The organism is Sphingomonas sp., assembly GCF_048595155.1.
Taxonomy (GTDB): domain Bacteria; phylum Pseudomonadota; class Alphaproteobacteria; order Sphingomonadales; family Sphingomonadaceae; genus Sphingomonas_I.
The window spans coordinates 77,555-101,255 of the sequence record NZ_JBMDXN010000038.1 but is presented as its reverse complement, the minus strand read 5'-3'; the positions used below and the strand labels follow the sequence as shown (position 1 = coordinate 101,255).

General features: G+C 64.0%; 23 protein-coding genes. 14 read left to right on the top strand and 9 right to left on the bottom strand.

The window, feature by feature from the left end; all coding sequences use genetic code 11:
• Nucleotides 1–185 precede the first annotated feature (185 nt).
• Nucleotides 186–1,370 (top strand): acetyl-CoA C-acyltransferase, encoded by a 1,185-nt coding sequence (locus ACOJSI_RS06530; RefSeq protein WP_420137453.1) that lies wholly within the window; start codon nucleotides 186–188, stop codon nucleotides 1,368–1,370.
• On the top strand, nucleotides 1,367–1,729 hold the full coding sequence (locus ACOJSI_RS06525) for a GFA family protein (RefSeq protein WP_420137452.1): 363 nt from the start codon (nucleotides 1,367–1,369) through the stop codon (nucleotides 1,727–1,729). The genes ACOJSI_RS06530 and ACOJSI_RS06525 overlap by 4 nt, the downstream gene beginning before the upstream one ends.
• 75 nt (nucleotides 1,730–1,804) lie before the next feature.
• Here the strand turns inward: ACOJSI_RS06525 and ACOJSI_RS06520 are convergent, their stop codons facing one another.
• On the bottom strand, nucleotides 1,805–2,263 hold the full coding sequence (locus ACOJSI_RS06520; RefSeq protein ID WP_420137451.1) for a hypothetical protein: 459 nt from the start codon (nucleotides 2,261–2,263) through the stop codon (nucleotides 1,805–1,807).
• 562 nt (nucleotides 2,264–2,825) lie between these two features.
• Between ACOJSI_RS06520 and ACOJSI_RS06515 the strand changes: the two genes are divergently transcribed.
• The 3 genes from ACOJSI_RS06515 (at nucleotide 2,826) to leuA (ending at nucleotide 7,046) form a co-directional block, all read left to right on the top strand.
• A complete protein-coding gene (locus ACOJSI_RS06515; RefSeq protein ID WP_420137450.1) occupies nucleotides 2,826–4,415 on the top strand; it encodes an MFS transporter in 1,590 nt (529 codons plus the stop codon).
• Entirely contained in the window at nucleotides 4,412–5,176 is a 765-nt protein-coding gene (gene hisN / locus ACOJSI_RS06510) for a histidinol-phosphatase (protein WP_420137449.1), read from the top strand. Before ACOJSI_RS06515 ends, hisN begins: the two co-directional genes overlap by 4 nt.
• A gap of 211 nt (nucleotides 5,177–5,387) precedes the next feature.
• Nucleotides 5,388–7,046 (top strand): 2-isopropylmalate synthase, encoded by a 1,659-nt coding sequence (gene leuA / locus ACOJSI_RS06505; protein WP_420137457.1) that lies wholly within the window; start codon nucleotides 5,388–5,390, stop codon nucleotides 7,044–7,046.
• A gap of 69 nt (nucleotides 7,047–7,115) precedes the next feature.
• Here leuA and ACOJSI_RS06500 read toward each other — a convergent pair whose 3' ends face one another.
• Nucleotides 7,116–7,343, bottom strand: coding sequence for a hypothetical protein (locus tag ACOJSI_RS06500; protein WP_420137448.1), 228 nt, complete (start codon nucleotides 7,341–7,343; stop codon nucleotides 7,116–7,118).
• 203 nt (nucleotides 7,344–7,546) lie between these two features.
• Between ACOJSI_RS06500 and ACOJSI_RS06495 the strand changes: the two genes are divergently transcribed.
• Nucleotides 7,547–9,043 carry an MFS transporter gene (locus ACOJSI_RS06495; RefSeq protein ID WP_420137447.1) on the top strand — a complete coding sequence of 499 codons (1,497 nt, stop codon included), beginning with the start codon at nucleotides 7,547–7,549 and terminating at the stop codon, nucleotides 9,041–9,043.
• A 38-nt stretch (nucleotides 9,044–9,081) separates the two neighbouring features.
• Here ACOJSI_RS06495 and ACOJSI_RS06490 read toward each other — a convergent pair whose 3' ends face one another.
• Nucleotides 9,082–9,567, bottom strand: coding sequence for a superoxide dismutase family protein (locus tag ACOJSI_RS06490; RefSeq protein WP_420137446.1), 486 nt, complete (start codon nucleotides 9,565–9,567; stop codon nucleotides 9,082–9,084).
• 10 nt (nucleotides 9,568–9,577) lie between these two features.
• Complete coding sequence (locus ACOJSI_RS06485; RefSeq protein ID WP_420137445.1) at nucleotides 9,578–10,933, bottom strand: hypothetical protein; 1,356 nt, start codon at nucleotides 10,931–10,933, stop codon at nucleotides 9,578–9,580.
• Between the two features lie 42 nt (nucleotides 10,934–10,975).
• Here ACOJSI_RS06485 and cueR point away from each other — a divergent pair, with 42 nt between their 5' ends.
• On the top strand, nucleotides 10,976–11,362 hold the full coding sequence (gene cueR, locus ACOJSI_RS06480; protein WP_420137444.1) for a Cu(I)-responsive transcriptional regulator: 387 nt from the start codon (nucleotides 10,976–10,978) through the stop codon (nucleotides 11,360–11,362).
• Nucleotides 11,363–11,491: 129 nt separating this feature from the next.
• On the opposite strand, the gene ACOJSI_RS06475 is transcribed toward cueR, so the two are convergent.
• Nucleotides 11,492–12,262, bottom strand: coding sequence for a helix-turn-helix transcriptional regulator (locus ACOJSI_RS06475; RefSeq protein ID WP_420137443.1), 771 nt, complete (start codon nucleotides 12,260–12,262; stop codon nucleotides 11,492–11,494).
• A 106-nt stretch (nucleotides 12,263–12,368) separates the two neighbouring features.
• Between ACOJSI_RS06475 and ACOJSI_RS06470 the strand changes: the two genes are divergently transcribed.
• From ACOJSI_RS06470 to ACOJSI_RS06460, 3 genes are all read left to right on the top strand, one after another.
• On the top strand, nucleotides 12,369–12,779 hold the full coding sequence (locus ACOJSI_RS06470; RefSeq protein WP_420137442.1) for a tautomerase family protein: 411 nt from the start codon (nucleotides 12,369–12,371) through the stop codon (nucleotides 12,777–12,779).
• Nucleotides 12,779–13,375 carry a carboxymuconolactone decarboxylase family protein gene (locus tag ACOJSI_RS06465; RefSeq protein WP_420137441.1) on the top strand — a complete coding sequence of 199 codons (597 nt, stop codon included), beginning with the start codon at nucleotides 12,779–12,781 and terminating at the stop codon, nucleotides 13,373–13,375. The genes ACOJSI_RS06470 and ACOJSI_RS06465 overlap by 1 nt, the downstream gene beginning before the upstream one ends.
• Before the next feature lie 384 nt (nucleotides 13,376–13,759).
• Nucleotides 13,760–14,074 (top strand): hypothetical protein, encoded by a 315-nt coding sequence (locus tag ACOJSI_RS06460; RefSeq protein WP_420137440.1) that lies wholly within the window; start codon nucleotides 13,760–13,762, stop codon nucleotides 14,072–14,074.
• Here ACOJSI_RS06460 and ACOJSI_RS06455 read toward each other — a convergent pair.
• The 3 genes from ACOJSI_RS06455 to ACOJSI_RS06445 form a co-directional block, all read right to left on the bottom strand.
• Nucleotides 14,071–14,343: a hypothetical protein gene (locus ACOJSI_RS06455; RefSeq protein WP_420137439.1), complete on the bottom strand. Its 273-nt coding sequence runs from the start codon at nucleotides 14,341–14,343 to the stop codon at nucleotides 14,071–14,073. The genes ACOJSI_RS06460 and ACOJSI_RS06455 overlap by 4 nt on opposite strands.
• 103 nt (nucleotides 14,344–14,446) lie before the next feature.
• On the bottom strand, nucleotides 14,447–15,787 hold the full coding sequence (locus tag ACOJSI_RS06450; RefSeq protein ID WP_420137438.1) for a hypothetical protein: 1,341 nt from the start codon (nucleotides 15,785–15,787) through the stop codon (nucleotides 14,447–14,449).
• Nucleotides 15,788–15,832: 45 nt separating this feature from the next.
• Entirely contained in the window at nucleotides 15,833–16,417 is a 585-nt protein-coding gene (locus ACOJSI_RS06445; RefSeq protein WP_420137437.1) for a TetR/AcrR family transcriptional regulator, read from the bottom strand.
• Nucleotides 16,418–16,524: 107 nt separating this feature from the next.
• Here ACOJSI_RS06445 and ACOJSI_RS06440 point away from each other — a divergent pair, with 107 nt between their 5' ends.
• From ACOJSI_RS06440 to ACOJSI_RS06425, 4 genes are all read left to right on the top strand, one after another.
• Nucleotides 16,525–17,712, top strand: coding sequence for an efflux RND transporter periplasmic adaptor subunit (locus ACOJSI_RS06440; RefSeq protein WP_420137436.1), 1,188 nt, complete (start codon nucleotides 16,525–16,527; stop codon nucleotides 17,710–17,712).
• 3 nt (nucleotides 17,713–17,715) lie between these two features.
• Nucleotides 17,716–20,868, top strand: coding sequence for an efflux RND transporter permease subunit (locus tag ACOJSI_RS06435; protein WP_420137435.1), 3,153 nt, complete (start codon nucleotides 17,716–17,718; stop codon nucleotides 20,866–20,868).
• 1 nt (nucleotide 20,869) lies between these two features.
• Nucleotides 20,870–22,333 (top strand): efflux transporter outer membrane subunit, encoded by a 1,464-nt coding sequence (locus ACOJSI_RS06430; RefSeq protein ID WP_420137434.1) that lies wholly within the window; start codon nucleotides 20,870–20,872, stop codon nucleotides 22,331–22,333.
• Between the two features lie 119 nt (nucleotides 22,334–22,452).
• Nucleotides 22,453–23,421, top strand: a complete 969-nt coding sequence (locus ACOJSI_RS06425; protein ID WP_420137433.1) for an alpha/beta fold hydrolase — start codon at nucleotides 22,453–22,455, stop codon at nucleotides 23,419–23,421.
• A 28-nt stretch (nucleotides 23,422–23,449) separates the two neighbouring features.
• Here the strand turns inward: ACOJSI_RS06425 and ACOJSI_RS06420 are convergent, their stop codons facing one another.
• On the bottom strand, nucleotides 23,450–23,674 hold the full coding sequence (locus ACOJSI_RS06420) for a hypothetical protein (protein ID WP_420137432.1): 225 nt from the start codon (nucleotides 23,672–23,674) through the stop codon (nucleotides 23,450–23,452).
• Between the last annotated feature and the right edge of the window lie 27 nt (nucleotides 23,675–23,701).

The window sequence follows — 23,701 nt, the reverse complement described above, 5'->3', positions numbered from 1 at the left end:
CAGCATCCATGGCGCCACAGGATATTCGCTGCAGGCGGATGGATGGATGCTGAAACAAGTTCAGCATGACGGTGTATTCGCACACTGCCTAAGCCTGATGCGATAGTGCGGCGTCGCCTCGGCGAGGCCAATCCAACCTGACGAACCCTCCGCGCCACCCTATATGGGCGGGCAAGGAGTGATTCATGTCTGATCCTACGGTTATCGTAAGTTACGCCCGTACGCCGATGGGCGGATTTCAGGGCGCGCTGTCGTCTGTCAGCGCGACCGATCTCGGCGCCACTGCCGTCAAGGCCGTCGTCGAGCGGGCCGGTGTCGCGCCCGCGGCGATCGAGCGCATCTATATGGGCTGCGTGCTGCCGGCCGGCCTGGGCCAGGCGCCTGCGCGCCAGGCGGCGCTGGGTGCCGGCCTGCCCCAATCGGTCGAGGCGACGACGGTCAACAAGATGTGCGGATCGGGCATGCAGGCCGCGATCATGGCCGACGAGGCGCTGCGGGCCGGATCGGTGGACGTGGTGGTTGCCGGCGGGATGGAGAGCATGTCGAACGCGCCCTATCTGCTGACCAAGCATCGTGGCGGCGCGCGCATCGGCCATGGCCAGATCATGGATTCGATGATGCTGGACGGGCTGGAAGACGCCTATGAGCCGGGCAAGGCGATGGGCGTGTTCGCCGAAGCGACGGCCAACGAATATCAGTTCACCCGCGAGGCGCAGGATGCGTTCGCGATCGAAAGCCTGAGCCGCGCCAACGCCGCGATCGCCGGCGGCGGATTCGCGGATGAAGTGGTGCCGGTGACGGTGAAGAACCGCGGCGGCGACACCGTCGTCGCCGAGGACGAGCAGCCGGGCAAGGCCAAGCCCGACAAGATCCCGTCGCTGCGGCCGGCTTTCTCCAAGGACGGCACGATCACCGCGGCCAACGCTTCCTCTATTTCCGATGGCGCGGCGGCCCTGGTGCTGGCGCGCGAGAGCGTCGCGCGCGCGCAAGGCCTTCCGATCGAGGCGCGAATCGTCGCCACCGCCGCGCACGCGCATGAGCCTGCCAAGTTCACGACCGCGCCGGTCCCGGCGATCCGCAAGGTGCTGGAAAAGGCCGGCTGGACGATCGACGACGTCAACCTGTTCGAGATCAACGAGGCTTTCGCCGCGGTAACGATGATCGCGATGCGCGACCTCGGCATCCCGCACGACAAGGTGAACGTGAATGGCGGCGCCACCGCGCTGGGCCATCCGATTGGGGCGTCGGGCGCGCGTATCCTGACGACGCTGATTGCCGCGCTGAAGGCGCGCGGCCTCAAGCGCGGCGTTGCGGCCCTGTGCATCGGCGGGGGTGAGGCAACGGCGGTCGCCGTGGAGATTGCGGAATGATCGTCGAAGGCGGCTGCCATTGCGGCCTGGTACGGTTCGAAGCGGACATCCCCGAGGCTGCCGTCCAGGTCGAGGCATGCGATTGTTCGATCTGCAGCATGACCGGCTATCTGCATCTGCTCGTGCCGCAAGATCAGTTCCGGCTGACCGAGGGGCGTCGCGACACCACCACGTACCGTTTCGGCACCGGCTCGGCGCAACACATCTTCTGCACCCAGTGCGGAATCAAGAGCTTCTACCGCCCGCGCTCGCATCCGAGGCATGTCAGCATCAATTTCCGATGCCTCGATGAAGACCATGGGTTGAAAGAGACGATCGTCCTGTTCGACGGAAAAAATCATCCCGGCGCCGTCGGTTAACCTTTTCGCTCTACCTGCCCAGGCAAAACGCGCCAGGCTCCATGCGCAGTGCGAGCCATGCTTGATACCCGTTCGCTAGCCGGCTTCCCCGCCGATGAACCGGTAATTCGTCTTAGTACAGCGATCCGTCAAATTGATGTGGACGACGCGAATATCATCAGCGGCATCACCCACCTGAGTTGTAGCCCAATTACGAAAGGCCATTACACGGCCGCAAGCCAAGGCAATCGTCACGTCATTATCCAAATTCCACTTCACGCTCAGCTCACTGACGTCGTATCCCCGGAAGAAACATTGCAAGTCGTCGTCTCGCGCCGGAAAAGCGCGTGACCCCTTCGCCATGACGCAGGCCTGGATATTGACAATGCCGGACGACCCCCATTCCTGGGTCCGTACGCCGATTTGAACGTCACCTCGTGTGATATAGACATGCCGCTCCTTGAGTGGATTTTGGCAACTCGCCAGCAACAACAGCCCGAGCGGCCATGGTGCAAGGCGGGCTAACGACATCTCGCCGTCCAACCAGCTTTCCACTGATTGGTCGCGCTTTCGTCCATGCCGAAAGGTCCAGGACGGTCTTTGTGATGCTTAGCAGCGTAAGCACCCGCTACTGCCTGAGCGACGTTTAACGGGATGCCGATCCTTCTCGCGACGGCGAAATAAGCAAAGTTACCACCGTCGCCCAACTTTCCATCCGGATCGTGCAATCGTCCATCCGGGCCACGGTTGCCAAACATACCGCGAAAGTTCGTGCCTCGGTAGACATCCTGCACCACCGAATAAGGGTCCGCCCGCCTCCCTAGTGGCCAGATTGGTCCATAATTTGTCGGTAGCGGCGGCGTGTTGCCCTGCGCACGCTGATTGATGCCTTCAGCTAAGGCCGTGATCCGGCCGCCCACCGTGCTCCCATCGGGTAAGTTCGTATCGCAATTTATAACGTTTTTCGGCCGCATTCACCCCTCCGCATAAGGAACAAATACAGAACATAATTTACACAAATGTCAAGGGTTCAGCGCTGGCCGGCGTTGTTCGGAGTGTTAGTCTCGGGCTTGGCGTGCGACGCTGACGCCGATACACCGGCTGCGGAGAGACAATAATGAAGCCAGCCCCTGTAGATGTGGGTGAAAGATCGCCCGTACGCCTCGTCATCATCGCATCGACGCTGGGCACAGTTTTCGAATGGTATGACTTCTTCGTCTACGGCACGCTCGCCGGCGTCATTGCGCAGAACTTCTTCCCCTCCGGCAACAGCGCGGTTTCGCTGTTGTTCGCGCTGGCGACCTTTGGCGTTGGCTTCGGCATGCGGCCGGTCGGCGCGATAGTGTTCGGCATCCTGGGCGACCGGCTCGGGCGCAAATATACGTTTCTCGTCACCGTTTCGCTGATGGGCGCAGCGACGGCCGCGGTCGGCCTGCTGCCCACCTATCATTCCATCGGCATCGCCGCGCCGATCCTGCTGGTGCTGCTACGGATCGCCCAGGGCCTGGCGCTGGGCGGCGAATATGGCGGCGCGGCCATCTACGTCGCGGAACATGCGCCGCGCCGGAAACGCGGTTTCTACACCAGCTTCATTCATGCCGGCGTGGCAGGCGGCTTCCTGCTTAGTATCTGCGTGGTGCTGGCCGCGAACAATGTCGCCGCGCACGAACAGCTCACCTCCTGGGGCTGGCGCTGCCCGTTCCTGTTCAGCCTGGTGCTGCTGGCGATCCGCCTCTGGGTCCGGCTGACGCTGCACGAAAGCCCGGTGTTCCGCGCGATGCAGCTAGAGGGCAAGCTCGCCCGCAATCCGCTTCGCGAGAGCACGAACAGCTGGCCCAAATGGCGCAGGCTGCTGATCGTCCTGTTCGGTATCACCGCCGGCCTGACCGTGATCTTCTACACCGCGCAGTTCCAGTCCCTCTATTTCATCCAGAATGCGGTGCGGATCGACGACACGCCGGCGCGGCTTATCGTTGGGTTGTCGGCTTTCCTGAGTATCGGCTGGTATGTCCTGTTCGGCTGGCTTTCGGACAAGATAGGACGCCGGCCGCCGATCATCGCCGGCTATGTGCTGATGCTGGTCCTGGCCTTTCCGCTGTTCCACCTGATGTCGAATGCGGGCAATCCGGAGCTGGCGGCGGCGATGACGCGGGCGCCGGTAGTGGTGCGCGGCAGCGATTGCAGCTTCAACCCACTGGCGTCGCAGAGGCAGGCCACGGCCTGCGGCCAGGTGCTCGACAGCCTGTCGAAGCGCGGTATCGCCTATCACAAGGCCAGGATCGAGGCGGGGCCGCCGATGGTGACGATCGGCAGCAAGGTGCTGACCGCGACCGACGATGCGGCAATCGAGCGGGGGCTGGTGGAAGCCGGCTACCCCAGTGGTAAGGTCACGCCGCCGTTCAAGAACGCGATCAAGGTCGCCTTCGCCATCATCGTCATCGCCTTCCTGTCGGGCATGACCTACGGGCCCGTGGCGGCGCTGCTGGTGGAGCTGTTCCCGGCCCGGGTGCGCTACACCTCGCTCTCCATCCCCTACCATATCGGCTCTGGATATTTCGGCGGCTTCCTGCCCTTCATCAATCAATATATCGTCGCCAAAAGCGGCGATCCGTTCGCCGGCATCTGGTATACGGTGGGAGTAACCGCAGTGGCGTTGTTGATCGTTGCGTTGGGCGTGCCCGAGACGGCAGGTCGCGATCTGGAATGAACGACCTGGATCTGGCGCTTGCGGAGCGCCTTGCCGATGCGGCTGGCGCCGCCATCCGCCCCTTCTTCCGCAAGCCTTTCACGATGGAAGCCAAAGCCGACCTGTCGCCGGTGACGGAGGCGGATCGCGCGGCGGAAGCGGCGATGCGCAGGATATTAGAGCAGGACCGGCCCGACGACGGCGTGATCGGCGAGGAATATGGCGCGGATCGGCCGGATGCGGCGCGCGTGTGGGTGCTCGATCCGATCGACGGCACCCGATCTTTCGTGGCCGGACGACCGATCTTCGGGACGCTGATCGCGCTGCTTGAAGAAGGTACGCCGGTGCTGGGCGCGATCGATCAGCCGATCGGGCGAGAACGCTGGCTGGGCGTGCGTGGACAGCCGACCACGTTGAACGGCGCGCCGGTGACGACCCGCAGCTGCGCCACGGTCGGCCAGGCCCATCTCGCCACTACCGGGCCCGGCTATTTCACGTCCAACAGCTGGACCGCATTCGAGCGGGTGCGGGTGGCGGCGCGCGATACATTGTGGGGCGGCGACTGCTACAATTACGGGCTGGTGGCCGCCGGCCATCTCGATCTGGTGATCGAGGACGGGCTGAAGCTGTATGACTTCGCGGCGCTGGTGCCGATCGTAGAAGGTGCGGGCGGGCGGATGCGCGACTGGCAAGGCGGCGTGCTGCATGCCGCGAGCGCGGGCCAAGTGATCGCCGCGGGTGATCCCGCGCTGATCGAGCAAGTGGTGGCGATCCTTGGATGAATGCGCGTAACGGCTGGACCCGCGCCGGACATGCCCGTATGAGCGCGCTTATGCAGTCCCGCCGCAGCCTTCTGACGCTACGACTTACGCGCCCTTAGGCGTGTCGATTGCTTGCGTGCCGGTTCGGCCGCCGCTCACCGCCTAAGGGACGACCGCCGCACCGGAAAAGGTGCGACCCCGATGCTCTTACGTGCCGAGACCGACCATGCCGATGCTTGCCGATCCTTCCGTCAAATACCGCCCCTTCCCGCAGATCGACCTGCCCGACCGGCAATGGCCGAGCCGCACGATCACCAAGGCGCCGCGCTGGCTTTCGACGGACATGCGCGACGGCAACCAGGCGCTTATCGACCCCATGAACGAGGAGAAGAAGACCCGCTTCTTCGACCTGCTCGTGAAGGTCGGCCTGAAAGAGATCGAGGTCGGTTTCCCGAGCGCGGGCGCGACCGAGTTCGACTTCATTTCCGGCCTCGTGCGCAACGACCGCATTCCCGACGACGTGCTGGTGCAGGTGCTGACGCAGTCCCGCCGCGATCTGATCGAGAAGAGTTTCGAGAGCCTGGAGGGTGCATCGAAGGCGGTCGTCCATCTCTACAATGCGGTCTCGCCCGCATGGCGGCGGATCGTGTTCGGCATGACCCGCGACGAGATCCGCGACATTGCCGTCAGCGGCGCCAAGATCCTGCGCGACGAAGCGGGCAAGCGGCCCAATACGGACTGGCATTTCGAATATAGCCCGGAGACCTTCTCCACCGCCGAGCTGGATTTCAGCCTGGAGGTTTGCGAGGCGGTGATGGAGGTGCTGCGGCCGACGCGCGACCATCCGATCATCTTCAACCTGCCCGCCACGGTCGAGGCGGCGACGCCCAACATCTATGCCGACCAGATCGAATGGTTCGGCCGTAATATCCGCAATCGCGACTGCGTGATCATCTCGCTCCACCCGCATAATGATCGCGGCACCGGCGTGGCAGCGGCGGAGCTGGGGCTGATGGCGGGCGCGGACCGGGTCGAGGGCTGCCTGTTCGGCAATGGCGAGCGGACCGGCAATGTCGATCTCGTGACGCTGGGCCTCAATCTCTACACGCAGGGTATCGATCCCGCGCTCGACTTTTCCGACATTGACGAGGTGATCAACACGGTCACCTATTGCAACAATCTGCCGGTCCACCCGCGCCATCCTTATGCCGGCGATCTGGTGTTCACCGCATTTTCGGGATCGCACCAGGACGCGATCAAGAAGGGCTTCGCCGCGCAGGAACAGCGCAACGATCAGTTCTGGGACGTGCCCTATCTGCCGATCGATCCCAAGGATCTCGGCCGTGATTATGAGGCGGTGATCCGGGTCAATTCGCAGTCCGGCAAGGGCGGCGTCGCCTGGGTGCTGGAACAGGACAAGGGGCTGAAGCTGCCCAAGCGGATGCAGGCGGACCTGAGCCGTGCGGTCCAGGCGCTGGCCGACGAAACCAGCCGCGAGCTCAACGCCGCCGATATCTGGGCGCGCTTCCAGCAACATTACCGGCTGGAGGGGCCGCAGCCCTATGAGCTGATCGACTATAGCGAGACGCATGCGGGCAGCGACCGCATCTTCACCGGCCGGGTGCGCCATGCGGGGGTGGAGACGTCCGTCAGCGGTCGCGGCAACGGCCTACTTTCCAGCGTTCTCGCGGCGCTGCGCGAAGGCTTCGGCGTGTCGCTGGAAATCGTCGACTATTCGGAGCATGCGATCGGCCATGGCAGCGACGTCCAGGCGGCAGCCTATGTCGAAGCCAGGACGGCGGACGGCCGCACGATCTTTGGCGTGGGTATCGATACGGACGTGGCGACGGCCTCCGTCAGGGCCTTGCTTGGCGCCGCGAACGCCATCTGACATGCCAAAGGGAGAGGGCGGCCGTTGCCGCCCCCTCTCCTGATTTCCTCCTGCCGCAGGAGGCTTAGATCAGCGCCAGAAGCAGCGCGTGACGCGGTGATGGTTGACCCAGCGGGTGCGGCACACCTTGTGGCGGCGATGATGCCGGCGGCTGTTGTCATGCCAGCCATTGTTGACGACGCGGGTGGTGGTGACGGTGCGGTGCACCTCGACATGACGCTGCTGCGCGGCGGCCGGCGCCGCTGCGAAAAGCGAACCCGCCGCGAGGGCGAACAGGGTCAGTCCGGTGATTTTCATGCTGCGCATCCCTTGTTGTTGCGCAGGCCAAACGAGCCGACCGGAATTAGGCTCCCCGCGCGCAGCGGCCGTCGCTTCTGTGCGCGCGCGACGACTCACATGGACAAGTTTGATCGTACGGGCGCAGATCGCGTTCCAAGCTTTGGCCCTTTTTGGAAGGTCAGCAGACAGAGATGCTATGGCGGCGGCGTAACCTGGCCTCAATGAGCGCCGATGTGGGCGATGGGCTGGCGCCCGCTGTGGAGGCAGTCACCACCCCGTCGCGGACCAAGCTGGGCCAAGCGCGCGGATATCGCGCGATCGCGCTGGTCGTCGCGTCCGCCATGTTCATGCAGCAACTTGACGGCACGGTGCTGACGGTGGCGCTGCCGACGATGGCGCGGGACCTTGGCACGCCGGTCACGAACCTCAGCCTGGCGCTGACCAGTTACCTCCTCGCGCTGGCGGTGTTCATTCCCGCGAGCGGCACGTTGGCGGACCGGTTCGGGGCGCGCACCATCTTCTGCACCGCGATCCTCCTGTTCCTGCTCGGCTCGATCGGGTGCGCGCAATCAGGATCGCTTCCCGCTTTGGTCGCTGCCCGCTTCCTGCAGGGCATCGGCGGGGCGATGATGGTGCCGGTGGGGCGGCTGGTGCTGCTGCGGAGCGTCGCCAAGCAGGACATGGTACAGGCTTTGTCCTGGCTGGTCATGCCGGCACTGGCTGGCCCGATCCTGGGACCGCCGCTGGGCGGCCTGATCGTGACCTGGCTCGACTGGCGCTGGATCTTCTACCTGAACATTCCGGTCGGGATCATGGGGGTGATCGGCGCCATGCTGCTGGTGCCTAAGGTGGGCGGCGATGCGCGGCCCAGATTCGATCTGCCAGGCTTCCTGCTGTCGGGCTTCGCGCTCGGCTGCCTGCTGTTCGGGTTCGAGCTGGCGAGCCGGCCCGACACGGGACGTACGGCCGCATTGTTGCTCTGCGGCGGCGCCGCGCTCGGCTTCCTCTATCTGCGCTATGCGCGCCGCGTGAGCGAGCCGATCCTCGATCCGACGTTGATGCGGGTGCCGACATTCGGCCTGTCCGTCATCGGCGGATCGCTCACCCGGATCACACAGGGCGCCCAACCCTTCCTGCTGCCGATGATGTTCCAGCTGGGCTTTGGCTTCTCCGCCGCGAAGACGGGGGCGATCACCATGGCCGGTGCCTTGGGCGCGCTCGCCATGAAGACCCTTGCGCCGCGCGTGCTGCGGCGCTGGGGCTTCCGTCAAAGCCTGATCGTCGCGGGCGTGGCGAGCAGCGCCGGCTATGCGACCTGTGCCTTGTTCCGCCCGGACTGGCCCATCAGCGCGATACTGGCCGTGCTCGCCTTTTCGGGCTTCTTCACGTCCTTCCAGTTCACCGGCTTCAACGCGATCGCTTATGCCGACATCGACAAGGCGCGGATGAGCGCGGCGACCAGCTTCTATGCGACGTTCCAGCAACTGACCCTGTCGCTGGGGATCTGCACCGCCGCGACCGCACTTGAAATCGGGCCGATGCTATCGGGGCGAGCGGATCTGCGACTCGGCGATTTTTCCGCCGCCTTCCTGGTGGTGGCAGCAATCTCTGCCACGGCGCTTCTCTGGAACCGACAGCTCGCGCCGGATGCCGGCGCGACGATGAGCGGACATAGCGGCGCTATTGCCGCCGAGGGTAGCGACCGCGAGTCGGACTGACGTGGAGGCGGCGATGCGGCCGCCTCCAACTTCCGGCATTACCGAATGACGGCGCAGCCGACGCGATCCCCCGCACCGCCGATCGGCTGGCTGGTATAATCGTCCGGCTTGGCATGGATCACGATGGCGGAGCCGTCCGCATCCTGCAGGCTCTTCATCATCACCGCAGTGGTGAAGAGCTCCGCCTTCGCAGTACCGTCGGCTGCGGCATAGAGGTTGGGAAGATCGCCGCTGTCGTTGGCGGCGGGGTTGAGCAGGCCATGCACAACCGGCGTGGCGCTGTGAACGTGGCCGCCCGCGAGCTTGAACGCCGCGTCGCTACAATCGCCCTTTTCGTGGATATGGATGCCGTGCCAGCCCGGTGTCAGGCCGCTGGCCTCCACATGGATCAGAACACCCTTGGGTGCCGGCGTGACCGTGACAGAACCGGAGACGCCCTTGAACGACGCGGTAACAGGCGCTTGTGCGAGCGCCGGCGACGTCATCATGCCGAGCGCTGCCAGTAATGCGATAGTGCGAACCATGTCTCTCTCCTCATCCGATCGCGTCCGCCAGCCGCAGCCGCGCGAACAGCATGAAGCTTTTCACACCGGCCCTACCATAAGCCGGCTTGATGCGATCGGGATAGGCATAAGCGCTCGCCACCCCGCCGAGCGCCAGTCGAACGGGCGCCTTTCCGACCGGTAATTCATAGGCATAGCCCGTGCTGAGCTTTGAAACCGGAATGACATCGTGATGCAGCGGTCCGCTGTCGAACAGCTCGGCTTCCTGAACATGTTCGGCGCGCGCGAACAGGATGTGGCGGCGGCGCAGGCGCAGCGACGTTTCGGCCAGCCACCCGGTCAACGCCGGGCCGGGGCGTTCGTCCTTGCGGGCCCAGGCGATGGTCGAGGCCCAGTTGCTGCCGTTGCCGAGCAGGCGGTTATAGCTGACCGAGGCGGTGGTGCGCTGCTCGTTCTGGTCCGGATGGAGCTGCTCGGGCGAGTGCAGATAACCGGTCGAAACCTGAAACGAGACATTGGCCGTCGGATTCCAGAAGGCGCGCACGGACCAGCTATCGAGCTTCGGGCTTTCCAGATCCCAGCGGCGCTGATCGGGCTCCCGCCCCTTGAATGCGCTGCCCTCGATCTTCCATGTGGCGGTGGAAAAGCCGGCGGTTACCACGCCGAAGGTGATGTGGGTCGAATCGAACCAATGGTGCGTGATTGGCGCCTCGGGATCGTCCATGCCGGAAATGCGGTGCATGAAGGCGGGCGGGCCGAGCGCCGGTTCGCCGGGCAAGCCGGCATAAAGATACAGGCCGCGCCCATTGCCCAGATCGTGCGCGTAGCTCGCGGCCAGTTCCATGAAGAGATCATGGGGGTGCTGGCGGTCGACCAATTCCTCGCGCCCGTTGGCGGTCTCACCCGTCGCGAATAGCAAAGGGTAACCCCGCCGGCCCATCAGCGCATCCAGCGACACCATCGCGCGCAAGCCGAGCGTGCCGCGATCGCCGATCGGGTGGCTGGCCATCCCCATCAGCATGGATTGGCTGAACGTTTTGTCGCTGCCGCGCGGGCCGCCCTGATGATCGGTGACGAGCGTAGCGGAGCCCTGAACCATCGCCATCCAGTCTCCGGCCGGCACCATAACGCCCATCATCGGCGAGCTTTCCGGCTGCCACGACGTGCCCGACGCTTCCCGCGTCATCCCATATTGCCCAAGCAGGCCGCGCATGGCCATGGCATGATCCATGCCGACCATGTCGTGCGGCATTGCATCCATGCTGGCGTTGGCGGCCGGCGCAACCGGCGGCATGGTGGCCATGTCATGCATATCGTGCGCGGACTGCGCATGAAGCAGGGAAGGAGCGCCCGACAACAGGGCAAAGAGGGTTGCTTTCCGGATCATCGGCAAGCGTGTAATCTCTGACATCATGTCAGGGTCAAGCAGATGAAAATCGGGGCCGCCGCAGTGGCGAGCAGTGTCAGCCAGCGGATGATCCGCCACTATGAGGCAATCGGGCTGATCCCGCGCCCATCGCGACGGGATAGCGGCTATCGCGACTATGCGCCGGCGGACGTCAACCGCTTGCGCTTCATCGCCAATGCCCGCGATCTTGGGTTCGCCACGGAAGAGATCGCCGAACTGCTTGCCCTGTGGAACGACCAGGGCCGAGCCAGCGCGGAGGTGAAGAAGCTTGCGCTTGCGCGAGCGGATGCGCTGCATGCCAAGGCGCGCAAGCTGGAGGCGATGCGCGCGACGTTGCTGGATCTGGCGGGGCGTTGCACGGGGAGTGACCGGCCGGATTGTCCCATCATCGATGAGCTATCCTCCTGAGCATGGGGGCTGAGCGGCCGGAAACTGTTTGAGCCACCGAGACGAAGAAAATCGCAATTCCATCGGCTTCCGGCTCCGCTCACTTACGCGATTTGGCCACCCGGCTTTCGGATAGACCCGTAGGCCTGTTCAACTTACGCGCGTGTAAAGAGCCAGCTTGAGGGCGGGATCATCATTGGCCTGGAAAGTGGCGTAGTCGAAGGCTGTCGCGGTTTGCCCTTTCAGCCGCAGTGTCTTCCTACCTGACGATGGGGTTGCCACCTGGTAGGATGACCACCAACGCCCAAAATCTGCGGAAGCAGTAACGAGGGCGGATACAAGCTCCTCAAACAGACGATCGCCCCGACGCTGATCATAGGCCACCCGGAACAACGCGATCATGCGTTGAGCCTCGTCCGCCCAGCTCTCGCCGAACAGATCACGGGCTGCCGGGCTGGTCAGCATGTAGTAGAGGATGTTTCGGTCGGCCTCCGCCATAGCGGAAAAGCCGAAGAGCCGATCGGCCGAGGCATTCCAGCAAAGTGTATCCCAGCGCTCGCCCGTCACGTAGGCGGGCTCCGGTAGTCCATGCACAATATTGCGGATGATGTCCGGCACTATCTCGCGAACGAAGGCAGGTGCGGCGCCCCGCGCGGCCAGCTTTCGCAGGTGCGCCGTCTCACCGGCGTCGAGGATCAGCGCCCGCGCGAGCGCGGCTATGGTCTCGTGCGACGCCGATACCTTACGGCCCTGCTCCAGTTTCACGTACCATTCGCAGCTGATCCCCGCGCGCTCGGCAATCTCCTCACGACGCAGGCCGGGCGTTCGACGCCGCCGGGCGGACACGATGCCCAGCGCGGCGGGATCGAGCCGCTGTCGACGCGACCGCAGAAAGTCCCCCAATGGCTTATTGTCTCTCACGTCGCCTCCGGGTGGCATCATTTTATACCAGGATAAGCCTAGCCCTTCTTGAAGGAACGCCAACCCTTTAGCTCTGCTTCGTCCAAACCGATCGAGGATATGAGCGATGCCGATGGTCTACATACAAATGCACGAGGGCAAGGATGCAGCGTATAAGAAGTCCGTATCGGAGGGCATTCATGCAGCGATGATGGACGTGCTTGGAGTCCCACAAGACACCTGGGATCAGTTCTTCCATGAGCACAAGCCCGGGAACATGGTCTATGACCCGAACTATTTCGGAATGCCGCGCAGCCCGGACATGATGTTCATCCACTTCTTCTTCAACACCCGCCCGAAGGAGATGAAGGATCGATTTTTCGAGGCGGTGGCCGACGAAGTGACGACGCGCGCCGGGTTGCGCCGCGAGGACCTGTTGATGGCGATCACCGAAGTTCCCTGGGAGAATTGGTGGGCCTACGGCCGGACGGTTGACCCGGCCACGGGCTTCGACACACGCATGCGGAAACAGGGCTGATGCATGTCAGCAACCTGGGCGGGCGTCTGCCGCTGCTTTCATCAGCTGATCTCGAACCCGGCGCGCGCTGCCTCTATCATCGTCTGATCGAGGGGCGGCTGGGTTCGGCATCGCCATTCATCAGCCGGATGAACACGGGCGAGCTGATCGGGCCGTTCAACGCCATGCTGTATGCGCCTGCAATTGGCGGCGGCTTCGTCGATTTCCACGAGGCAGAGGAGCGCGCGACTCCCCTTTCAGCGCGGGTGCGCGAGGTCGTCATCCTCTCGGTCGGCGCGGTCTGGGCATCCGCATATGAGACCTATGCGCATCGTGCGGTCGCAGCGCGCGTCGGCTTTCCGCCAGATATTGTGGTGGCGCTCGCGACTGGCGAGGCGTGTGAAGGGCTTGGCGAGGACGAGCGGGTCGCCCAGCGCTTCACGCTCGAACTTGCGCGCGACCGTTCGGTAAGCGATTGGACCTTTGCTGAGGCGCAACGGACCTTTGGGTGGAGCGGACTTGTCGCGCTGGCGTTTCTTGCGGCGGCATACACGGCCACATGCGTGATGCTGAACGCCTTCGCCGTGCCCGCGCCTTCCAATGGATCGGCCGGCTGACTTGAGCGAGCATCAGTGCCTATTGCGTTGCATCGGCGCGGTTTGTTGCACGAAAGAAACCGGAATGCCGCGGGCTTTCGAGCGGGCCCCTTGCAAGATGCCGCGCCGCGCCGCTGAATAGGCGAGCGATCGGCCGACTGCCGACCAACAGCCGCTTTCCTTGCGCAGGTGGGGCCACGGCGCGGGACACATGGGCTGAGGCCGGAGGACGAGACTGGTCGCCCGACCTTCGATCTATCATCCGCGGCAGGACATTGGTGGAGTCCGTGGATGCCAGCCGCGCCGGCATGACGGACGTCTGGCGCGACGAGCGGTTGGTCGCTTTGTTCGCGCCGGTCGGTTCTTGCGGCTGAACATAGCGCCAGGGTCGGCGTTGATCGCACGATGCCCCACGCGAGCAATATCGTCCTGTGCGATGGACCCGATAGCCCCCATGCCTTCGACATCATTCCACTGCAGCCACGCAACGGCACGCTGGATGCAGAATGCCCGGTTTGCAAAGGGCATGGCCAGTGGAATGAAGAGATCGATCTGGTGAGCTTCCGCTGCAAGCGGGTGATTTGCGATCGCTGCTACGGCGCGGGGTGGGTTGAGACGGGCAGCGATCCTATTGCGCTACCCGATATCGAGCTAAGCCCCGGCGGTTATCCACAATGGGTGGTCCGATACGTTCCGGGCGACGACCGGGCCAAGCTTTAGGAAATGTCGTCGGGCCGGGTTATAAATTGCAGAAGGTTCGGACGGATCGCCATCCATTCCTCCCAAGCCCGTTCCGGGTCGATGTCGTCATAGCCGCGCGCTGCGGCGATCTTCGCGACCACGTCAGGCGGCGTTGCGACGCTGTCCGCTTGGTCGCGGATTTCGAGTACTTCCGTCTCCATCAGCGGGGCGCCTTTCTCTTCCTCCTTGGAAAGGAGCAGCGCCACCAGGGACGGCATCGGCATTATTACCAAGTCCTCGTCAGCCACGCCCTTATCCTCCATGGATTATCGTCACGAGCCTAACGCCCGGCGCACGAAAGTGAATCAAGCCGCAGAACAGACTTGGATCACGCCGACGGCGCGCAGCACCCTACCAACGGAAGGGGGTCCGGTCACGCCACAGCACCCAGCGATAGCGCTCATGGATCGGGCGATAGCCGATCACCGTGCCCTCGGCCGCGATGCGGGCAGGATCGTAGATGTGCAGAAAACCCGAATAGGAGGCGACCGCGAGCAGCCCGGTCTTGGGGCAATAATCGATCGACGAGGCGCTGGAGCCGAAATTCACAGTGTGACGCACGTCGCCCGTAGCGGAGACGATGTCGAGATAGCCCGCGCCGGCCAGCGCAAAGCCGTTCGCGTCCGATCCACCGGGAAGCCAAGTGGCGGCGTAGACGCGCAGCCGGCCGTCGATCAGCGTGGCGTCGGCATCCTGCGCCTCGTCCGACGCCGCGTTTTCCTTCAGATCCGCCAAGCGCACGCCAACCGTCGCGCCGTGATAAAAGTGACAGGAGTTCAGCGCGGCATAGGCGCTATCGTCCGAGAAGCAGGCGAAATGCGGATATTCGCTGGCGCCACTGATGGTTGCCCAGCGCCGGACGCTGCCCACGCCATCGATACGATCGATGAAATGACCGTAGCATTGGGAGCCATAGGCAAGGAACTGGCCGTCGGGTGACAAGGCGCCGTGCATCATCGAATCCGACCAGGGAATGTCCTCCGCTTCCGGATCGTCATCATATTGGTGTTCCGCAAGGAAGGCGGCGCTCGGAAAGACGCGCGTCCAGCGGGCCTCATCCCCCTCGGCCTGACCCAGCCAGACGGCCGTCTCGTTCTCGACAAACAGGATGGTGGCGCCGTCGTCGCTGATCGCCACATTGTCCAGCGCACGCGGCCGCACGCCTTCCGGCCAGGGAAGCAGACGGACCGGCGGCTGATCGAGACCGGGACGAACGGCGAAGCCCGCCTCACCGACCAGCAGCAAGAGGTCGTGATGCCGCGCCATGGCGGCGGCGAGAATATCCGGTCGCTCGGTCACGGTGCCGCCGCGCAGATGCAACGCCGGGCGCGGCTGATAGGCGGTGCCGGGACGTACCAGAAATTCGTCCGGGCCCAGAATACAGATGCAATTCAAATTCTGCCCAACACCGTCCAGCAGATCGATGAAGGGCGCGTGAGCACGATCCGCAATCGGCTGATCCGGCCGCCAGCGGCCGGCGCGATCCTCCGCCTCGACCGCGGCGACGATCGTCTGCGCCAAGGCCGTGGTGCGTGGTTCCTCGGGTGCGTTGCCCGTCTCGGAACCGTTGTGCGCGTCGGCGATCAGCCGGTTCAACCGTACGATATAGTCACGCCCCAGCCTGTTCCACTCCACCACGTCCGAATTGGCGTGCGGCTGGTGGCCGAACAGGTTGCGGAGGCGGTCAAACATAGGCGCAACTCTCACGATCTATGGCAGATGCAGCACCAATGCCTGTCATTGGCCCTTGGTTCGATCCAGCGCCGCAAAAGCGCCCAACAGCATCTTGGAATAGCATTGAACCGCTTCGGGCACGGCGAGCCGAGAACCGGTCAATTCACGATTACCAGTCCCTATGTTGAGCGAGAGCAGCATGTCTTCCGCCGCATCGAGCGCGCCTTCGGAGATGCCCGGCTGGGCGGCACGCACCAGCCGGCGCAGATGGCGCCGGAATTCGTGCGTAACCTCCCGGATGATCTCGGCCACGGCAGGATTGCGATATCCTTCCGCGACGAATTCGTAGATCAGCCCCTGATTAGGGTGACTGAGCGAGATCATCGCGAACTCCTCGAGCCCCTGCTGGGGTGACATCGAGCCCGCCTCCACCTGCTCGCCGAGCGATTCGAGCAAGCGATATTGCGCGAGCACATCCTTCTCCACGATCGCCCGGATGATGGCATTCTTATCGTCGAACAGGCGATAAATCTGACCGACGCTGACGCGTGCAACGGACGCCAGTTCGGACATGGGTGACGAATGAAAACCCTTTTGTGCGAACAAGGTACGGGCCGCGTCAATCAATCGGTCGCGGGGCTGATCCACTTCTTCGTCTCCCTGGTCGCGGATTTTTCGGTTGATCCGTTTGTCGCAGAGTTTATGGGCGCGTCAAACCGGAATGAACGTTCATTCCAAGATTCGCAAGGATCGTCATGCCCGCTTCACTCCGCTGGACCCGCGCCTCGTTCGCGACGCTTCCGGTCGCGCTCCTGCTCACCTCATGCGGCAAGCCCGCCCAGCAGCCGGCGATGCCGCCCCCGAGCGTAGGCTATGTACTGCTGCAAAGCCGGCCGGTGACGCTGACGACAGAGCTGCCAGGCCGTATTGCGGCTGCGGAGACATCGGAGGTGCGGCCCCAGGTCAGCGGCGTGATCAAGCGGCGCCTGTTCACCGAAGGCGCACAGGTTCGCGCAGGCCAGTTACTCTACGAGATCGAGGATGCGCCCTTCCGCGCCGCGGTGATGACCGCTCAGGGCAATCTGGCGAATGCCGAGGCGCAGATCCGCGCGACACGGCTGCAAGCCGATCGCTACCGCCAGCTGGTCGCGATCAACGCGGTCAGCCGCCAGGAAGCCGACAATGCGATCGCCTCCGCCGATCAGGCGCGCGCCAGCGTCGTCGCCCAGCGGGGCGCGCTGCAGACGGCGCGCGTCAACCTGGGCTTCAGCCGGATCCGCGCGCCGATTTCGGGGCGTATCGGGCGATCCGTCTACACGGTAGGCGCGCTCGTCCAGGCCGGACAGGCTGACGCCCTGACCACGATCCAGCGCATGGACCGGGTGTTCGTGGACGTTACCCAATCCGCGACCGACCTGCTCAATCTGCGCGCTGCGCTCAGCAACGGCGCGGTCACACGCGGCGGCCCGGGAAGTGCGCGGGTACAGCTGCTGCTGCCGAATGGCGCCACCTATCCGATCGAAGGCACGCTGCAATTCGCTGACGTGACGGTCGACCCCACCAGCGGATCAGTGACGGTTCGCGCCACCTTCCCCAATCCCGACGGCACGTTGCTGCCGGGCATGTATGTCCGCGCCAGGCTGGTGGAGGGCGTCCGGCAACAGGCGCTGCTGGTGCCGCAAAGCGGCATCTCCCGCAACGAGCGTGGCGAGGGCACCGCTTTGGTGGTGGATGGCAACAACATGGTCGCACAGCGGATCGTCAAGACCGACCGCGCCGTGGGCAATGACTGGGTCGTGTCCTCCGGTCTTAAGCCCGGCGACAAGGTGATCGTCGAAGGCTTGCTGAACCTGCGACCGGGCACGAAGGTGCAGGCGCATCCAGCGGGTGCCGCACCGCCCGCGCCCGGCGCCAAGCCGGCGCAGCCCGCCATGGGGGGCTGATCCATGTCCCGCTATTTCATCGATCGGCCCATCTTCGCATGGGTCATCGCGATCGTCCTGATGCTGGCCGGCGTGCTTGCCATTCGATCCATGTCGATCGCCCAATTTCCCGCCATCGCGGCACCCGCCATATCGATCACCGCGACCTATCCGGGCGCGGATGCGCAGACGCTGGAGAATACGACCACCCAGATCATCGAGCAGCAGATGAAGGGGATCGATCGGCTTCGCTATTTTTCGTCGAGCAGCGATTCCTCCGGTCAGGTGACCATCACGCTCACCTTCGAACAGGGAACCGATCCCGACATCGCGCAGGTGCAGGTGCAGAACAAACTGCAGCTCGCCACCCCGCAATTGCCACGGGAGGTGCAGGCGCAGGGCCTGCGCGTGGCCAAGGCGGTGACCAACTTCCTGCTCGTCATCTCGGTCTATTCCGAAGATGGTAGCCACAATCAGGCCGATCTGGGCGACTATGTCGCGGCGCGGATCCAGGATCCGCTGTCGCGCGTCGACGGTGTCGGCGACATCCAGTTATTCGGATCGCAATATGCGATGCGGATCTGGATGGATCCGATCAAGATGGCGAATTTGCAGGTTACCACGACCGACATCGCCAATGCCATCACTGCGCAGAATGCGCAGGTCTCCGCCGGGCAGATCGGCGGCATGCCGACGGTGAAAGGCCAGCTGCTGAACGCCGTCGTCAGTGCCCAATCGCGGCTCCAAACCGCCGACCAATTCCGTGAGATCCTGCTGCGCACCAACAGCGACGGATCGACCGTCAAATTGTCGGATGTCGCCCGGGTCGAGATCGGCGCGGAGACGGCAAGCACGGCGCAGCTGTATAACGGCAAGCCTTCGGCCGGCATCGCGATCAAGCTCGCGCCGGGCGCCAACGCGCTCAACACCGTCGCGAACGTGAAGGCGGAGATGTCGCGCCTGTCCGCTACGTTCCCGCCCGATATCAAGATCGGCTATGCGCTGGACACCGCCCCGTTCGTCTCGCTGTCCATCAAGCAGGTGATCGAGACGTTGGTCGAGGCCGTCGTCCTCGTCTTCCTGGTCATGTTCCTGTTCCTGCAGAACTGGCGCGCGACTTTGATCCCGACAATCGCGGTGCCGGTGGTGCTGCTGGGTGCCTTCGCGATCCTGTACGCGGCCGGCTTCACCATCAACACGTTGACCTTGTTCGGCATGGTGCTTGCGATCGGCCTGCTGGTCGATGACGCGATCGTCGTGGTGGAGAATGTCGAGCGGCTGATCCAGGATGAAGGCCTCTCGCCCAAGGAAGCGGCGCGCAAATCGATGGACGAGGTGAGCGGCGCCCTGATCGGCATCGCGCTGGTCCTGTCCGCAGTATTCCTGCCGATGGCCTTCTTCGGTGGTTCCACCGGCGTCATCTATCGCCAGTTCTCGATCACGATCGTGTCGTCCATGCTGCTGTCGGTGCTGGTCGCGTTGATCCTGACGCCCGCCTTGTGCGCGACGATCCTGAAGCCGGCGAAGGACGGCCACGGCAAGACCGGCTTCTTCGGCTGGTTCAACCGGACCTTCGATCGCAATGTCGAGCGCTATGGCAAGGGCGTGGCGGGGATGAACCGCCGCTGGGGCCGCAGCCTGATCGTCTATGCGCTGATCTTTGTGGGCATGGCGGCCTTGTTCCTGCGGCTGCCCGGCGGGTTCCTGCCCGATGAGGACCAGGGCATTCTCTTCACCCAATTGACGCTGCCGCCGGGATCGACGCTCGAGCAGACCGAAACGGAAATGGCGAAGATCCGCAAATATTTCGCGGTCGATGAGAAAGCCAATGTGGAAAGCGTATTCACGGTGTCCGGCTTCGGCTTTGCTGGTATCGGCCAGAATGTGGGCCTCGCCTTCGTCCGGCTGAAGGATTGGGAGGATCGCAAGAATGCGCAAAGCCGCGCGTCCGCCGTTGCCGGCAAGGCGATCGGCGCCCTCGCGCCGCAGATCACGACCGGCCAGGCGATCGCCTTCGCGCCCCCTGCCGTGCTGGAACTGGGCAATGCGACCGGCTTCGACCTGGAATTGAAGGATGTCGGCGGGGTTGGCCACGCTGGCCTGATTGCCGCGCGCAACCAGCTGCTGGGGATGGCGATGCAGGACCCGGGGCTGGCACAGGTCCGCCCGAACGGACTAGAGGACGCGCCGCAGCTGAAGGTGAATGTCGACAAGCCGCGCGCGGGCGCGCTGGGGCTCGCGCAGTCAGACATCAACACCACCATCAGCACGGCGTTCGGCGGTGCCTATATCAACGACTTCATCGATCGCGGCCGCGTGAAGCGCGTCTATCTGCAAGCCGACGCGCCGTATCGCACGAAGCCCGAAGACCTGAACCTGCTCTATGTCCGTGGCGCGTCCGGCGCGATGGCGCCCTTCTCGGCCTTTGCTTCCACCAATTGGGGGGTCGGGCCGGCCAAGCTGGAGCGCTATAATGGCCAATCCGCGGTCGAAATATTGGGCGCGCCCGCACCAGGACACAGCACCGGCGACGCGATGAGGCGCGTCACTGAACTCGTGAAGAAGCTGCCGCCGGGGATCGGCTATGAATGGACCGGCCTGTCTTACGAGGAGACCTTGTCCTCCGGCCAGGCCTACCCGCTCTACGGCCTGTCGCTGCTGATCGTCTTCCTGTGCCTTGCCGCGCTGTATGAAAGCTGGTCGGTGCCGATCTCTGTCCTGCTGGTGGTACCGCTGGGCGTTATCGGCGCGGTCCTGGCGGCAACACTGAGCGGGCTGGATAACGATATCTACCTACAGGTCGGCCTGATCACGACCGTCGGCGTGGCGGCGAAGAATGCGATCCTGATCGTCGAATTCGCCGAGGAGCGGATGATCGCTGGCATGGGCGCGCTGGAAGCGGCGGTCGAGGCGGCCAAGCTCCGGTTGCGGCCGATCCTGATGACGTCGCTCGCCTTCACCTTCGGCGTGCTGCCGCTGGCCGTATCGCACGGTGCGGGCGCAGGCGGTCAGAACGCGATCGGGCGCAGCGTGGTCGGCGGCATGTTGTCCGCGACTGTCTTCGCGATCTTCTTCGTGCCCGTCTTCTTCGTGCTGGTGAAGAAGCTGTTCCGCCAGGACCCTGGGCCGCGCGATCCGGGCACGGCGCCCACCGAACCCCAAGCGAAGGAGGCCTGATATGCGCCGCTTTCCTGGCACCCTGTTGCTGACAAGCGCACTCGCGCTGGGCGGGTGCAATCTGGCGCCGAACTATGTTCGCCCAGCCATGCCGGTTTCGGCAACGCTGCCCACCGGTGGCGTCTATGATGCCGGCCGGAATGGCACGGCCGCACAGACGGCCGCGGTCGCGCCGGCCGATGTCGCCTGGCGCGACTTCTTCACCGATCCGAAGCTCCGCAACCTGATCGCGCTGGCTCTCGCCAATAACCGCGATCTGCGTGTCGCCGTCGCCAATGTCGCGCAATATCGCGCGCAATTGGGCGCACAGCGTGCCGATCTTTTCCCCACGATCGCGGGAACCGGAAGCGCCACCTACCAGAAATCGTCCGCGGCAACGCTGGGCGGCGCGACCGGCGCGGCCCCTGGCGGCGGCAATGTCATCACCACCAACCGCCGGATCGACATCTATTCCGCGAATATCGGTGTGTCGGCGTGGGAAATCGATCTGTTCGGCCGCGTGCGCAACCTGACCCAGGAAGCCTTCGAACGCTACCTCTCCAGTCAGGAAGCGCGCAATGGGGCGCAGGTTACGCTGATCGCCGATGTCGCCAATGCCTATCTCACCATGGCGGCCGACCAGGAGACGCTGCGGATCGCGCGCGAAACCGAGAAAGCGTTCGGAGAGACACTTGCGCTGACGCGACGGCGGTTCAGCATCGGTGTCGCCTCCGAACTGGATGTGCGCCAGGCGCAAAGCAGCTATGACAGTGCGCGGACCCAGATCGCGCAAAGCAGCACGCTGGTCGCGCAGGACCAGAATGCGCTGACCCTGCTGGTCGGAACGACGATTCCGGCCGAGCTGCTGCCGGCGGGGCTGGATCCCAAAGGCGCGACGATCGACGCCCTGCCTGCGGGCCTTTCGTCCGACGTCCTCCTTCGCCGTCCCGATATCGCCGAGGCGGAGCATAATCTGCGCGCGGCCAATGCGGATATCGGCGCGGCCCGCGCCGCCTTCTTCCCCCAGATCAGCCTCACCGCCGCGCTCGGCAGCCTGAGCCTGGGCCTGTCCAATCTGTTCAGCAGCGGCACCGGAACCTGGTCGGTCGCCCCTTCGGCGACGCAGACTTTGTTCGACTTCGGCCGCAACAAGAGCAACCTGCGCTATTCCAAAGCGTCGCGGGACGTGGCGGTGGCGCAATATGAGAAAGCGATTCAGACGGGCTTCCGCGAAGTCGCCGACGCGCTGGCGCGGCGCGGGACGATCGACGCGCAGATCGATGCGCAGCAATCGCTGCGCGACGCGGCCGCGGTGAGCTACCGCTTGTCGGAAGCGCGCTTCCGCACCGGCATCGCCTCCTTCCTCGACACGCTCGACTCTCAGCGCACCTTGTTCTCAGCGGAACAGACGCTGGTTACGACCCGGCTGACACGGCAGACCAATTTGGTCGAGCTCTATCGATCGCTGGGCGGTGGCTTGTCATGACCGGTTGCCGGCAATTCTTGCACTCTCTGGAATGATATCTTCCACACATTCACTCTTCTGCCACTGGGCGGGAGGGGAATAGCCTGGCTCCCGCACCTTTATCCTGCGGGGGACAGATCATGCTATTTCGAACACTTGCCGCCACCGTTGCGCTGATTGGCATGACACCGGTCGTGCAGGCGGCGTCGCCATCAGCGCCGGCGCAGAGCCCGACGGCAGCGGCGGTGACGCGCTATCGCACCGCGACGGTGGATGGCGTCAACATCTTCTACCGCGAGGCCGGACCCGCGGATGGACCAGTCGTGCTGCTGCTGCACGGATTCCCGACATCCTCCCACATGTTTCGCAACCTCATCCCGCTTCTGGCCGATCGCTACCATGTGATCGCGCCGGACTTTCCGGGCTTCGGCGGGAGTGCCGCGCCCGACCACAAACAATTCGTCTATAGCTTTGGCCATATGGCGGATCTCACCGACGGGCTGGTCCAGCAGCTCGGCGCCAAGACATACACGATGTACGTCATGGATTATGGCGCGCCGGTGGGATACCGGCTGGCATTGAAGCACCCGGAACGCGTGAGCGGGCTGATCGTGCAGAATGGCAATGCCTATGTCGAGGGGCTGGGCAAATTCTGGGATCCGATCAAGGCCTATTGGGCGGACAAGTCAGAGGCCAAGCGAAACGCGCTGCACGTACTGGTCACGCCCGAAATCACCCGCTTCCAATATGTCGACGGTGTGCGCGATGTGTCACGCATCGATCCCGATAATTGGCTGCACGATCAGGTGCTGCTCGATCGCCCCGGCAATCGCGAGATACAGATGGATCTGTTCGGCGATTACGGCACCAATGTGCCGCTTTATCCGCAATTCCAGGCCTTCTTCCGCCGCTATCAGCCGCCGACGCTGATCGTGTGGGGCCGCAACGACAAGATTTTCCCGGCCGAAGGCGCCTATCCTTATCTGCGGGATCTACCGAAGGCCGATCTCCACTTGCTGGACACGGGCCATTTCGCGCTGGAAGATAAATTGGACGTCATGGCCCCGATCATCCGCCAGTTCCTGGACAGCCAGATCGCCTCACGTTGAGCCAATGCCTCGCCACGCCGGCAAGACGTCAAAGCGTGGCGAGGCTCGACAATTCGCGCGCGGTGATGCCATAGGTCTCACAGATGTGATCGCGCAATGCACGCTTGGCAGCTGCCATTTCGGCATACGCCAGTTCTTCGGCCTCTTCATGCGTGAAGTCGATCTGGAAGCGATCGGGCACCAGCGCGTCCCACGTGCGGTTATGACGGATCGCGGCAGCGCGCACGGCCGCCACCAAATCTTTCGGGTCCATGGCGCGTGAACGCCTCAAAGGGGACCG